General features: G+C 72.9%; 7 protein-coding genes and 1 pseudogene. 2 read left to right on the top strand and 6 right to left on the bottom strand.

What is annotated here, in order from left to right; all coding sequences use genetic code 11:
* Positions 1 to 63: 63 nt before the first annotated feature.
* From AB0K10_RS16320 to AB0K10_RS16345, 6 genes are read right to left on the bottom strand one after another with little or no spacing between them, the layout of a single operon-like run.
* A complete protein-coding gene (locus AB0K10_RS16320; RefSeq protein ID WP_363684118.1) occupies positions 64 to 1092 on the bottom strand; it encodes a 3-oxoacyl-[acyl-carrier-protein] synthase III C-terminal domain-containing protein in 1029 nt (342 codons plus the stop codon).
* Complete coding sequence (locus AB0K10_RS16325; protein ID WP_363684119.1) at positions 1089 to 2720, bottom strand: hypothetical protein; 1632 nt, start codon at positions 2718 to 2720, stop codon at positions 1089 to 1091. Before AB0K10_RS16325 ends, AB0K10_RS16320 begins: the two co-directional genes overlap by 4 nt.
* The gene (locus AB0K10_RS16330) at positions 2717 to 2947 is read right to left on the bottom strand and encodes an acyl carrier protein (RefSeq protein ID WP_266243779.1); all 231 of its coding nucleotides are present in this window, start codon (positions 2945 to 2947) and stop codon (positions 2717 to 2719) included. Before AB0K10_RS16330 ends, AB0K10_RS16325 begins: the two co-directional genes overlap by 4 nt.
* Positions 2944 to 4332 carry an MFS transporter gene (locus tag AB0K10_RS16335; protein WP_363684121.1) on the bottom strand — a complete coding sequence of 463 codons (1389 nt, stop codon included), beginning with the start codon at positions 4330 to 4332 and terminating at the stop codon, positions 2944 to 2946. The genes AB0K10_RS16330 and AB0K10_RS16335 overlap by 4 nt, the downstream gene beginning before the upstream one ends.
* A gap of 11 nt (positions 4333 to 4343) precedes the next feature.
* Positions 4344 to 10988 (bottom strand): condensation domain-containing protein, encoded by a 6645-nt coding sequence (locus AB0K10_RS16340; RefSeq protein WP_363684123.1) that lies wholly within the window; start codon positions 10986 to 10988, stop codon positions 4344 to 4346.
* Positions 10985 to 11800 carry an alpha/beta fold hydrolase gene (locus AB0K10_RS16345; protein ID WP_363684125.1) on the bottom strand — a complete coding sequence of 272 codons (816 nt, stop codon included), beginning with the start codon at positions 11798 to 11800 and terminating at the stop codon, positions 10985 to 10987. Before AB0K10_RS16345 ends, AB0K10_RS16340 begins: the two co-directional genes overlap by 4 nt.
* A gap of 734 nt (positions 11801 to 12534) precedes the next feature.
* Between AB0K10_RS16345 and AB0K10_RS16350 the strand changes: the two are divergent.
* Together AB0K10_RS16350 and AB0K10_RS16355 are read left to right on the top strand one after the other, a co-directional pair.
* Positions 12535 to 13215, top strand: a pseudogene (locus AB0K10_RS16350) (hypothetical protein); the annotation flags it as partial.
* 18 nt (positions 13216 to 13233) lie between these two features.
* On the top strand, positions 13234 to 13531 hold a 298-nt coding region (locus AB0K10_RS16355; protein WP_363684261.1), incomplete at its 3' end, for an FG-GAP-like repeat-containing protein.

Below are 13531 nucleotides of genomic sequence, written 5' to 3' on the forward strand. Positions count from 1 at the left end.
TCCCGCCGGGCGGGGTGGTCGTCGACGGGCCGGCACGGTGCTCCCGTCGCTGGGTGCGGCAGGTCAGACCCGCAGCAGGGTGCAGACCCAGTGCATGCCGCTGCCGGTGCTGGTCAGGGCGACCAGGTCGCCGTCGGTCAGCTCGCCGCTGTCCAGGTGGCGTTCGAGGCCGATGAGCTGGTCGGCGCAGCCGATGTGACCGTGGGCGAGAGCCAGCTCGACGTTCGTCCGTTCCAACTCCACGCCGAGGTCCTTGGCCAGCTCGGCGAACTGTCGGGCGTTGTCGTGGAAGTGCACGAACCGGCGGATGTCGGCAAGCGTCACGCCGGCCCGGCCGCACGCCGCCTCCACCACCTGCCGGTTGCGCTCCCGGATGGTCGCGACGAACCGGAACATCCGGCGTACGTCGCCTGCGAAGAACTCGTTGAGCCGGTCGGCCGGGTCGCCGACGCGGGGGGTTCCGCCGTCCGGGGTGAACGGCTGCGCCGCGCCACCGACGGGCATGCGCATGAAGCCCGCGTACCGGCCGTCGGTGATCGTCTTGGTGGCCAGCCAGCGGCACCTGTCGTGATCGCGCACCAGCACGGCCGCCGCCGCTCCGTCGGAGAAGACGCTGGTGTTGACCTCCATCCGGTTCCAGTACGGCTCGCACACCCGGTTCGCGCCGATCAGCAGCGCCGTCCGGTACTCAGGGTGGGTGGCGAACCGTCCGGCCACCGTGTCGAACGCGGCCACCCCACCGCCGCACGCCTGGTTGAGCAGCACCGCCTCGGCCCGGTGCGCGCCGAGGCGGGCCTGGGTGTGCGCGGCCGGATCCCAGTAGAGGTACTCGGCCAGGTCGGGGATCGCCAGCACCACCAGGTCCACGTCGGCGGCGGACAACCCGGCCCGGTCCAGGGCCGTGCCGCCGGCCACCACCGCCAGGTCGGTCACCCCCACGCCGGGGCCGGCGCGGTGGAAGGCGCGGTACTCCCAGGACCGCAGACGGTCCAGATCCTTGGTGTACGCGGTCGCGGCCGCCGCCACGTCGACGGGCTCCCCGAGCACGTGGGCCAGGGCGGCCACCCCGACGCCTACCGGCGGGCCGCTCATCGCCGCACCGCCGCGGCCCGGTCCGTCGTGGCCCGAACTGCCGTGGCCCGGTCCGTCGTGGCCCGGTCGGCCGTGGTGTCGTTGTCGGCGTCGGTGCGGGCGGCGCGTAGCCGGACCCGGGGGTCGGCGGGCGTGACACCGTCCAGCTCGGACAGGAAGCGCCGGGCGGTGCCGTTGCGGCCCGTGTCGGCAAAGCGGACCAGCACCTCGCCGACCTCGGCCGCGCCGGCACGCCGGGTCAGCTCCCGCAGCACCTCCGCCTCGACGCCCTTGCCGAGCACCGGGCAGGAGAGGGAGAAGACGTCGACTGTCCAGCGGTCGACGGACCGGTCCAGCGCCACGAGGCCCGCGGTGCCGTAGTCGCCGAGCCTGTCGCGTACCCGGATCGCCAGCAGGTCGGCGACCCGCGCGGCCAGCGCGGCGGCCGGTGGGGCGGGCGCCAGCGCGAAATCGTGCGCGCGGGCGACCACCTCGGCGACCTCGGCGACGCCGTCGGCTGCCACCGGCCGGTAGTCGACGTGCACGTCCAGGCCGGCCACGAAGTCGTCCAGGGACAGCTCGGTGGGCGCGACGGCGGGTCGGGACGTGCCGCCGCTCCACCGTCGGGCCGGGAGCCGGTCGGTCAGTCCCGCCGCCCGCAGCTCGTCCGACCAGCCGGCCGGGTCGGCACCGAGCGGTACGTGTCGCGGCGGCGACTGCGCCGGACCGGTGCCGGCCAGCACGAGCTGGGCCGGCGCGACGTCCAACTCGTCGGCGATTTCGGCGAGCTGGTCGGCCAGGGGCTGGTCGTCGGTGACCCAGCCGTCGAGCACGCTCAGCAGGTCCGTGGCGGCGGCGCTCGACCACCAGTCGACGCCGGTGGCCCGCAACGCCACCCGTACGCCGGAGGCGCGCAGGTCACGCAGCGCCGGCAGCAGGTGGACGGCGCCACCGGCCAGCCCGTCGCCGTCGAGGACCAGCGCGCGGCAACCCGCGCCGAACCACCAGGCCACCAGAGCGGCGGTGGCCGCGCCGAGCCGCGCGAAGACCTCCTCGGTGTACGGCACCTTCGCGAACCGGAACAGCGCCGGGTGGTACGCCCGCTCGTCTCCGACGGCCCGTACCGCCTCGTCGGCGTCGACCAGCAGCACCCACGGGTCGCCGGCCAGCCGATCGCGCAGCTGTTGCCGGACGGCTGTGGCGCCGGCGGTCACCCCGTCGGCGTGCAGCGCGTCGGCCGGCCCGTACGGGCGGGAGGCGGGGACGGGCGGCAGGACGTACACCAGCAGGGCGCCGTGGCGGCGCGCCGCGGTGACGGCCGCCTCCGCCCCGGCCAGCAGCTCCGTCGCCCACGCGTCGCCGGCCGAGCCGGGATCGCCGGCCTCCTCCAGGCGCTGCGCCACCACCAGCACGTCGGGTCGCGCCTCGGCGAGGAAGCCGTCGGTGGCGAGACACTGCTGGACGACCTGCTGGAACGGGCCGACGGCGAGCGTGGCGGGCAGGCCGGTGTCGTGCAGGCCCAGGCCGAGGTACGGCACCAGCGGGTCCACCGTGTAGCTGGCCAGCAGCGCCACGCGCAGGGTCGGCACCGACGGGTGGCGGGCGATGGCCTGCCAGCGGGTGCGGCGGGTGAACAACTCGGCGCTCATCGGGTCTCCGTGCCCTTGGCGCGCAGCACGGTCCGCAGCTCGCCGACGCTGCGGACGTCGCGGATCTCCTCGAAGGCGAAGGAGAGCCCGTAGACCTCCTCCAGGGTCACCACCAGTTGCAGGTGCCGCAGGCTGGTCCAGGTGCCGATGGTCTCCGGCCCGGACTCGTCGGTCACCTCGGCCGGGTCGACCTCCAGGACGCCGGCCACCACCTCGGTGAGCGTCACTTGGCCACCACCGCGCGGTCGTCGGTCAGCTCCTCGGTGCCGCTCGGCGACGGTAGCGGGGCGGGCGGGTCGGTGGGCTCGTCGTAGTCGGGCAGGTCGACCTCCATCCGGCGGATGCTCGGCGAGGCGAACCCGGCAGCGGCCACGCCGATGCCGAACAGGCCCACGATCACGAAGATCAGGCCCATTCCGGCGCCCGGCCCGCTGCCGACGAGCCAGCCGAAGTACGGCACCCCCGGCCCGCCGTCGCGCATCATCGGCTCGAACCAGCGGTCCGCGGCGATGCCGGCCAGGGCCGTGCCGCCGGGGTACGCCAGGTCCTCGATGAACTGGCGGGCGGCGAAGACCCGGCCCTGGTGCGACGGCTCGACCTTCTCCTGCCACACCGACTGGGCGTACCCGTCGATGAAGGGGATGGACAGGTGCAGGAAGAGCAGCGCGACCGACCAGACGATGATGCTGTCCCCGACGCCGTAGATGATCCGGCCGAGGACGCTGAAGACCAGGATGGCGATGAGCATCCGGCGGATCTTGTGGCGAGTGTTGGGTAGCAGGCCGAGCAGTAGCGCGCCTGCCACACCGCCCACCGCGCCGATGGTCTGCACCAGGCCTACCGCGTTGGTGCTGCTGTCGGTGCGGGCCAGGATCTGCGGCACCAGCAGGGCGAACCCGACCGCGGCGAGCACGTTGATGGCGAACATGATCGCCTCCAGCCCGGTGAACGCCCGACTGGCCAGGATGTAGCGGAAGCCGTAGACCGTGTCGTACCAGAAGCCGCCCTCGTCCTGCTGCGTCGAGCGGGGGATGGGCGGCAGCTTCACCAGCAGCACCGCGCCGATCGCCACCAGGTAGGACAGCGCGTCGACGAGCAGGATGACCTTGATGTCCATGAGGCCGAGCAGCGCGGCGGCGAAGCCGGGCGCGAAGATCACCGGGATGGTCCGGACCGCGAACATCATGGCATTGGCCCTCGGGTACTGGCCCTTCTCCATCATCACCGTGATGGTCGCCTGGTACGCCGGCAGCTGGAACGCGAGGAACGCGCCGGTGACCAGGTTGACCAGGTACAGGTGCCACACCTCGACCGAGCCGCTGAGGAACAGCAGCAGCACGGCGGCCGTGGTGATCGCCGAGCCGACGTCACTGAGCACGATCGTCAGTCGGCGTCCCCACCTGTCGACGAGCGCGCCGGCGATCGGGCTGAAGATCACTGTCGCGCCGAACGCGAACGCCATCAGCATGGTCAGGTCGAAGGCCCGGCCGGTGGCGTCCCACACCCAGATGCTCAGGGCGAAGTTCGTCATCCGGGTGCCGAGCGCCGACAGCAGCTGGCCGAACCAGATCGTGGTGAACCCGGCGAACCGGGACGGGCGTCGGAACGCCATGGGGTCTCCTCCTACTGCCGTGGCGGTTGCCCGTGGTGTCCGGCCAGCCGCAACAGGCTGGTCCGGATGCCGTCGAGCAGGTTCTCAGCGGTCTCCGGCCGGAAGGCCGGAGTGGCGTAGCTCAGATCGACGCGGAGCGCGGGGCCGGTGAGCGATCCCGTCACGTCGAAGGGGAAGGGCCAGTGCCCGTCGGGGTCCTCGGTCGGCCCGAACGGCGCCGCGCAGATGTCGAGGAGCTGGTTGGCCGGGGCGACGTCGTCGAATCCGAAGCCGCCCATGTAGTTGACGGCGACCAGCGGCGGCGGCGTCGCGGCCAGCCGGGCTCGGACGTCCTCGTCGGGGCACAGGTACCGCAGCAGGCCGTAGCCGATGCCGTTGTCCGGGACGCGGCCGAGCTGGCGGATCACCGAGCGGACCGAGCGGGCCGCGTCGGCGGTGGCGGGCAGCTCCAGCCGCAGGGGGTAGAGCACCTGGAACCAGCCCGTGGTGCGGCTGACGTCCACGTCGTCGAAGAGCGGTTCGCGGCCGTGGCCGGTCGTGGCGACGGTGACCGCGCCACCCGTTCGCCCCGCCACGGTGGCCACCACCGCCCACACGAGGAGGTCCCGCACACTGGCCCGCAGTCGCCGGGCGGCGGCGTGCAGTCCCCGGGTCGCCGCCTCGTCCAGCGTCACGGTCGCCAGGCCCAGGTCACCGAGGCGAAACGGCGTGGCGGTCGGCTCGTCGGCCAGCCGGGGCAGCACGCCGTCGTCGGCCTGCGCCAGCCAGAACGGCACCTGCTCGCGCAGCGCCGCGGAGCCCGCGTACTCGGCGAGCCGCCGCGCCCAGGCGCGGTACGACGTGGTCTTCGCCTGCAACGCCGGCTCGACCCCGCGTTCGAGCTGGTCGCAGAGCGTTTCCAGGTCGGCGAGGAGCACACCCCGGGAAACCGCGTCGACGACGAGGTGGTGGTTGACGAGCAGCAGCCGGTCGGGCAGCTCCGGGCCGAGCCGGAAGTGCGCCACCCGGGCCAGCGGGCCGACGGTGAGGTGCAGGGCGGTCTGCGCCTCGGCGCAGCGGGCCTCGACGGCGGCCTCCCGCTCGTCGACACCGAGCCCGGTCAGGTCGTGGCTGACGAACGGGACCGCGTCGGCGGGGTCGGCGTGGTGCTGACGCCAGCTCCCGTCCGGCTGACGGCTCAGGCGTAGCCGCAGCGCGTCGTGCTGGGCCACCAGCCGGCGGACCGCCTCGCGGACCAGCTCGGCCGGCAGCGGACGGGCCAACTGGAGGTAGTAGGGGTGGTTGAACAGGGCGGGCCGGCCCATGGTGGGGGCCACCAGGTCGGTGAACCAGCGCTGCGCGCCGGTCAACGGCGCGTCGCCGTGCACCGCGCCCTGCTCGGCGTCCAGCGTCACGGTTCCGCTCGGGGTCGACTCGCCGAGGCTGGCGGCCAGCTCGGCGACCGTGGGGTGGCGGACGAGCTGGCGCGGGGTGACCTGGATGCCGGCTGCCGCGCAGCGGGCGACGAGCTGCATCGCGAGCAGCGAGTCACCGCCGACGGCGAAGAAGTCGTCGTTGATGCCGAGCTGGCTGGTGCGCAGCAGCTCCGACCAGATCGCCACGAGTTGACGTTCCCGGTCGGTACGCGGCGCGGCGGCGGCCCGGTCGGCCGAGCGTCGGTACCCGTCGGTGACCGCGCCGCGCAGCGCCACCGCGTCGCCCAGTTCGGTGGCCACCTCGGCGAGCAGCCCGGCGGGAATCCGGTCGACAGGCGCGTCGACGGCCCCGGTGACGGCCGCATCGAGAGACCACAGGCCCCGTAGCACGTCCACCGGCCCGTGCGCCGGGTCGAAGGGCAGCGCCAGGGCGTCCGGTGGCGCGGGTTCGGCGACCGGGTGCAGGACCAGCGTGGCCGCGTCCGTGGGAGGGGTCGGGGCGTACCCGATGATCCCGGCGGTGACGAGCGCGGACAGCTGCGCGCCCTGCGGCGCCGTGGTGAGCAGCACCTCGCGCCCGGACCGGGCCTGGGCCGCGAGCAGCCCTGCCAGCTCGGCCTGCCGGTGCGTGGGCCCGGCCGGTACGACCAGCCGGCCCAGGGCCGGGTGCCGCACCGCCCGCCGCACCAGCAGCGTCGCGGTGACGGCCGCCAGCTCCGGTGACCAGGCGTCGCCGGTGAACAGCTCCGGCACCCGGTAGCGCCGCGCCCACGCCTCGACCGCGACGACGTCGACGTCCGGCCGGGCCTCGGCCAGCCGCGCGGTCAGCTCGGCGAAGACGGCGCTCCACGGTGACGTCCGGTACGGCGGCGACGGCGGGCACACCACTATCGTCAGCGCCGCCGCGCTGTGTCCCCGGTGGACGTCGAGTGCCGCCAGCAGCTCGGTGGAGAAGTCGCGCAGCCCGACGACGCCCGCGCCGAGCGGGCCGGGTGTGCGGCGGTCCTCCCAGCGCAGCATCAGCACGTTGTGGTCCCGTCGGCCGGTCGCCAGGCCGGCGGCCGGGTCGCGCAGCAGCCGCAGCAGCGCCCCGGGCGCGAGCTGTTCGAGGGCGTGCGGAAGGCCGAGCAGCCCGGTCCAGAAGCGGACGGTCGCCGCCAGCCCCGGCACCTCGACGGTCCCGCCGACGACCAGCCGGGGCGCCGGTGGCGCGAGGCGGCGGGGCGCTGGCGCAGGCCGTCCCCCGCCGAGCGGGGCGTCCGGTCGGCGCACCCCCTCGTCGAGCACCTTCGCGAGCCCGGTCAGTAGGCGGACCATCCGCTCGGGCAGGAACAGGTCGGCCCGGTACGCCAGGTCGGCATGCAGGTCGTCGCCCTGCCAGGTGACGCTGAGGAAGAGGTCGAAGTCGACGCCGACGCTCGGCACGTCGACAGGCGTGGCGGTCAGCCCCGCGAAGTCCGGCAACTCGTCGGGACCGTCGAGGACGTTGAGCACGCACTGGAACAGCGGGTGGTACGCGGCCTGCCGGGGCAGCCGCAGCGCCTCCACGATCGTCGCGAACGGCAGCCCCTGGTGCCGGTACGCCTCCCGCGCCGTGCGGTATGCCCGCGTCACCAACTGCCGGAAGGTGGGCCGGCCGCCCACGTCCATCCGCAGCGGCAGCAGATCGGCGAAGCAGCCGATCAGCGGGGCGAGTTCGGCGCGTTCCCGGCCCGCGGTGGGTGCGCCGAGCACCACGTCCGGTTGCCCGCTCTCGGTGTGCAGCAGGGCGGCGAAACCGGCCAGCAGCACGGCGAACGGGGTGACCCCCTCCGCCCGGGCCAGCTCCCGCACCGCCGCGCCGAGCCCGCTGCCCAGCCGCTGCGCCTGGTAGCCGGCGACGTCCGAGCGCTCCGCCGGGCGGGGGTGGTCGGTGGGCAGGTCCAGCAGCGGCGGCGCGTCGGCGAGCCGCCCCCGCCAGTACGTCAGATGCGGTTCGACGGCCGCCGACGCCAACCAGTCGCGCTGGTGTCGGGCGTAGTCGGCGAACTGCACAGGCAGCGGCGGCAGCGGCCTGTCGACGCCCGTGGCGTGGTGGGCGTACCGGGCGGCGACCTCGTCGAGCAGGATGCTCCACGAGGTGTTGTCGCAGACGATGTGGTGCATGCCGAGCAGCAGGTGCCAGCGCTGGTCCGGCAGCCGCAGCAGGCGGGCCCGCACCAGCGGACCGACCGCCAGGTCGTACCGGTGCGCGGCCAGCTCGGCGGCCGCCCGGCGCACCGCCCGGGCCTGCTTCGCCGCCGGCAGACCGGTCAGGTCCAGCGTCTCCAGCCACGGGTCGACGTGCGGACGGACGACGGGTTCCGGCTCGCCGCCCCGGTCGGCGAAAGTGGTCCGCAGCACGTCGTGCCGGGCCAGCACGTCGTCGAACGCCCGCCGCAGCGAGGTCGTGTCGAGGTCGCCGCGCAGCTCCGCGGCGGCCGTGGTGTTGTGCCGGACCACGTCGTCGCCGAGCTGGTCCAGGGCCCAGAGCCGCACCTGCGCCGAGGACGCCACCGCCGGTGTTCCCGGCGGGGCGGGCGTGAGCGGGGCAAGGGCGGTGGCGTCCGGGTCGGCGTCCAGCACGGCGGCGAGCCCGGCCACCGTCGGGTTGGTGAACAGGGTGTAGAGCGACACCTCCCGGCCGAACTCGGCCTGCACCTGCGACAGCAGGCCGGTGGCGAGCAGCGAGTGGCCGCCGAGGTGGAAGAAGTCGCTCGTCACGCCCACCTGCTCGACACCGAGTGCGGCGGCCCACAGACCGGCCAGCCGCTCCTCGGTAGGGGTGCGCGGCGCGACGACCTCCTCGTCGTCCGTGTCGACGCGCGCGGGGGCCGGGCGGCTGCGCTCGGCGATCGCCGCAGCGGTGCTCAACTCCTCGACCACGTACGCGGCCCGCTCGGCGCCGATCGTCGTCAGCAGCCCGCTCGCCCCGCTGGCCGGCACCGGCGCGGGCGGGTCCAGCGGCCAGACGTGGGCGAGCAGCCGACGCAGCTCGTCCCATCCGGCCGGCACGGCCAGCGCCAGCACGCCGGGGTACGCGTCGCGCAGCGCCGCGACGGCCTCCGCGTCGGTGTCGAGCACCACGGTCGTGGCCGGGTCTGCGGCGGCCAGCTCGCCGGCCGAGAACGCCCGCACGTCGTGACCGGGCAACGCGTCGGCGAGCCGGTCGACAGGCAGCCGCTCGCCGTCGACGAGCACGAGCCGGCGCGGCTGGCCGACGAGCCGCCGCAGCTCCCGCAGCACGATCGTGCCCAGCGCCGCGAAGTACTCACCCGTGTACGGCACGTGGCCCAACTCGTCCGCGCGCTCGTCGCTCACATGCGCCACCGGGTAGGCGTCGGCATGGTCGGCCGCCCAGACCGCGTGGACCCCCGGGGTGCGGGCGGCCAACGCGGCCAGCCGGTCGTCGAGCCGGCCGGACCGCTCGCCGTGCCGTTCCGCGGCGCGCGGCGACGCCGGGCAGACCACCAGCAGCAACGGGGCATCGGTGCGCCGCCGGTACGCGGCCACCGCCGCGTCCAGGTCGTCCATCGCCGCGTCCAGGGCCGCCTCGCCGGCGGTGTCGTCCTGCCGGCGCAGCCAGTCCTCCCACCGCAGCAGGCAGACCGTGGCGTCGGCCGCCGGCCCCGCCAGCAGGTGGGCCACCAACTGGCCGTACCCGGCCAGCTCTACCGACGCGGGTACGCGCAGAAAGCGCAGCCAGAACTCCACCGGGTCGCGCAGTGGGTCCACTGTGAACGTGGCCGCCAGGGCGATGCGGTGCCGGCGCAGCCCGGTCACCTCCGACAGCGGCCGGTGCGGGGCGTCCGCCATGGCGCGCAGCAGCTCCGGCAGGCGGCCCACAGTCGCGGCGATCGTCTCGTCGAGGTACAGGTCGGCGTTGAAGTCGACTGCACCCTCGATCCGGTCACCCTGGACGGTCAGGCTGACGAACAGGTCGAAGTCGGTGAGGCCGCTCTCCGCGGGCACCGGGCGGAAGGTGACTCCGGCGGCCTGCCGCTGCGGCACCCCGCCGTCGGTCATCGTGGCCAGCACCTGGAACAGCGGATTCACGCTGGGGTCGCGGACCGGGCGGACCTCCTCCACCACCCGCGCGTACGGGGCCTCCTGGTGCGCGTACGCCTCGCTGACCGTGCGGTGCACCCGCCGGACGAGGTCGCGCACGCTCGGGTCGCCACCGGTGTCCACCCGCAGCACCAGCATGGTGGCGAAGCAGCCGATGAGCGGCTCCAGGTCGGTGCTCGCCCGCCCGGCGGCGGGCATGCCGAGCAGCAGGTCGTCCTGGCCGGTGGCCTGCCGCAGCAGGGCTGTCAGCCCGGCGAGGACCACCGCGTTGACTGTCGCCCCGGCGCCCCGGGCCAGCCCGGCGAGAGCGCCGGTCACGTCGGCGTCGACGGTGAACGGCAGGCTGCGGCCACGGTGGGTCTGCACCGGCGGCCGGGGGCGGTCCGGTGGCAGCGTCGAGCGGGCCGGCGCCGAGGCGAGCCGCTCCCGCCAGTGCGCCAGGTGACCGGCCAGCTCCCGTTCGGCCTCCGGCCGGCGGCGGGCGGCGACGTGCGCGACGAACCGGGTGGGCAGCGCGGGCAGCCCGGCCGGCACGTCGGCGGCGAACTCGCCGTACCAGCTCACCAGCTCCTCCACGAACACGCCTGCCGACCAGGCGTCGAAGACGATGTGGTGCGCCGTCACCAACAGCAGGTGCTCGTCGGCGGCGAGGGCGAGCAGCCGTACGGCGAGCAGCGGCCCGCTGGTGAGGTCGAAGGTGACGGCCGCGTGCGCGGCGACCTCCCGGTCGACGGCGGCCTGCCGTTCCGACTGCGGCACCGCCGTCAGGTCGAGCACCGGCAGCGGCACCTCCAGGGCGTCCGACACCCGCTGGGTGACGACGCCGTCGACGGACGCGAACACGACGCGCAGCGCGTCGTGCCGGGCCACCACCGCGTTGACCGCCCGGTGCAACGCCGCGACGTCCAGGGGCCCGCTGATCCGCTCGGCGAAGGGCACGTTGTAGACAGGCGTGCCCGGCTCCAGCCGATCCAGGAACCAGAGCTGCTCCTGGGTGAAGGAGAGCGGATAGCTCGCGGCTGTCGGCGTCGGCGCGGCAGTGTCGGGTCGGTCGGCACGGGCCTGGCCGGCGCGGCCCTGGCGCAGACGCAGGGCCAGCAACTCCCGCTGCTCGGGGGTGAGGTCGGCGAGGTCCGGGTGCAGGTCCTGGGTCATCGGGTGGCCCCTTCGACGTACGCGCGGTCGGTGGCCGCCCCGCCGTCGAGCAGGCGGGACAGCGGGGGAGGGGAGTCGTGCAGGTAGAGGTGACCGCCGGGCACGACTGTCAGCGAGAAACCGGCGTCGGTGCAGGCCGCCCAGCCGGCGACCTCGTCCGGGCTGACCAGCGGATCGTCGGCCGCCGCCACCGCGTCCACCGGCAGCGGCAGCGGCGGCACGGTCGCCGGCCGGTACGACGCCACCACCGTCAGGTCGGCCCGCACGGTGGGCAGGATCAGCTCCAACAGGCCCGGGTCGGCGAGCACCTCGTCGGGGATCCCGCCCAGGTCGTGCAGCCACCGGGTCAGCGCCGCGTCGTCGAGGCGGTGGGCCGCGCCGAACGGCGCGGCGTCTCGCGGCGGACGGGCCGCCGACACCACCAAACGCCGCGGTACGGGGCCGCCCCGCGCGACCAGGCGCGCTGCCACCTCGTACCCGATCAGACCGCCCATGCTGTGGCCGAAGATCGCGAACGGCGCCGGCACCCGCGCGACGATCGCGTCGACAAGCGGGGGCGCCAGCTCGTCCATCGTGCTCAGCGGCGGGTCGGCCAACCGACGTTCACGGCCGGGCAACTGGGCGGTCCACACCTCCACGTCGTCGCCCAGCAGGCTGGCCCACGGCCGGTACGCGGCAGCGCCGGCGCCGGCGTACGGCAGGCACACCAGCCGCAGCCGGGCGGCCGAGCGGGGCGCGACGCAGCTCAACCAGGCTTCGGCGCGAGCCGCTCGGGTGGCGGTCGTCGGCACGGATACGTGTGGTGTCGCCATGCCCGCACACGCTAGGAACGGGCAGTGACAGCGGTCTTAGCGTCGGCTGAGGGATCCTCGGGGTGTCCACTGCGCGCGACCCGTGGGGGCGGTCCGCGTTGGTGTCCGCCGCTCACCTCACCGCGCTGTCTGGCGGCCGCTCTGGCCCGCCATGGTGGTACCGACTGTTCGTAGGCGCGTCCGATTGTGTACTCAGCCGGGATCCCGGTCATCTGAATTTCGGCAGCTAGCCGAGCCCGCCGATCCCACTACCAGCGCAGATAGGCGAAGTGACGTCGGAGTATTACAGGACTCTCGACAAGTCCTATTTACCCTGATCACTAGCCACTTCTGCGTTTTTAGCCCAATCCTTGAACACCCTGACGAAGGGCCGAGGCTAGAGCCTTATTCAAATCAGTCTCCAGGGTAGACAAATTTCACAAACTCTGGTAAAAGTTTCCTACCAATAATCATGGGTCGGTGGGCACCTTCACCGCGCGGCGGGGGCCCGAATCACCCCTGCTCTAAAACCCGGCAGAGGCGGTTTATCGGCAGAGTTTATCAGCCATCAAAACCTCGGTAGTGAATAAGGTCAGCGCCATTCACTCCAGTGCGCGAGAATCAGCCGAGGCAAGGCTCGCCATCGCCAACTGATTACAACGAGCTGATGGCAGGGCGTCGGCCGGCGCACTGCATCCACGAGCAACTAAAATGAAAGCGAATGAGTGAAACTCCGATCGGCGATTAGAACTGAAATGGCAGGAATCCAATCTAGGCTTGTCGCAGCCTCGATCACCGCTTCAGCAATACTGGTGGTCGGCGCTTTCGCGACTCCGGCACCAGCCAGCGCGGCAGACAATCCGAATCCAGCGAGAATTGCCTCTGCCTCCTGGTGGTTGATGGAAGAACTCCTGAAACTTCAAGAAGGCACGGAAAACGGCGGCATTTACGCCAACAAGTCGGGCTACCACAACACACGCGCCGCCAACGGGTCGAATGACTATTCTGTTCGCGACGATGAGGACAAGGGTGGCCCTTCGGACAAGGCCGCCGCTTACGACTGGACCTTCCCTGAAGCTCAAAGTCTCTCTTTGGCAACCCACCCGATCGACCCCCGAGCGGATCAGCAACTCCCTTCTGACGTAACGGCTGCGGCATCTAACTACACCAACATTTCTCGTTACTCAAACCGGCTCCTGGCGTCCGGCCGGGACTCGAATGATCCGCGCCTCAACGGATGGCGTGAGTTCTACGGTCAAGCCGACAATGACACCTCTGTCGAAGGCTACGACTTCCGCTACGACGGCACCGTAACCTCCGACAGCTCGCACCTCTGGCACATCCACCTGAGCGAGGACCGAGATAAGGTCGAGAGTCTCGACAACAAGCGAGCACTGCTCAGCGTCCTTCGTGGTGAGACGGTGGAGCAGTGGCAGGCGGGGTCCGGGAAAGCTGTGGCAGATTCCCAGAGCACGGACCTCGACGGTGACGGAGATGCAGACCTCCTTCGGTTCAATACCGACGGGACGGTTTCGGCATTCCGAAACAACGGGATCCTGGATGGCAACGCGTGGTCATCTCCGTCAGTAATCGCAGCCAGTCCCGGCACGACGGACCCGCTCCGCATGCGATTCGCCGATCTGAACAACGACGGTATGGCGGAATTCGTGCGGATCAACACGGACGGGACGCTCTCCGCATTCCGAAACAACGGGATCCTGGATGGCAACGCGTGGTCATCTCCGTCAGTAA

The sequence above is a fragment of the Micromonospora sp. NPDC049274 genome (assembly GCF_040678875.1).
Lineage (GTDB): Bacteria > Actinomycetota > Actinomycetes > Mycobacteriales > Micromonosporaceae > Micromonospora.

Bases quoted from the DNA above. Each gene is read 5' to 3' on its own strand.
- AB0K10_RS16325 (WP_363684119.1), bottom strand. From the start codon at position 2,720: ATGAGCGCCGAGTTGTTCACCCGCCGCACCCGCTGGCAGGCCATCGCC.
- AB0K10_RS16320 (WP_363684118.1), bottom strand. From the start codon at position 1,092: ATGAGCGGCCCGCCGGTAGGCGTCGGGGTGGCCGCCCTGGCCCACGTG.
- AB0K10_RS16340 (WP_363684123.1), bottom strand. From the start codon at position 10,988: ATGACCCAGGACCTGCACCCGGACCTCGCCGACCTCACCCCCGAGCAG.
- AB0K10_RS16335 (WP_363684121.1), bottom strand. From the start codon at position 4,332: ATGGCGTTCCGACGCCCGTCCCGGTTCGCCGGGTTCACCACGATCTGG.
- AB0K10_RS16345 (WP_363684125.1), bottom strand. From the start codon at position 11,800: ATGGCGACACCACACGTATCCGTGCCGACGACCGCCACCCGAGCGGCT.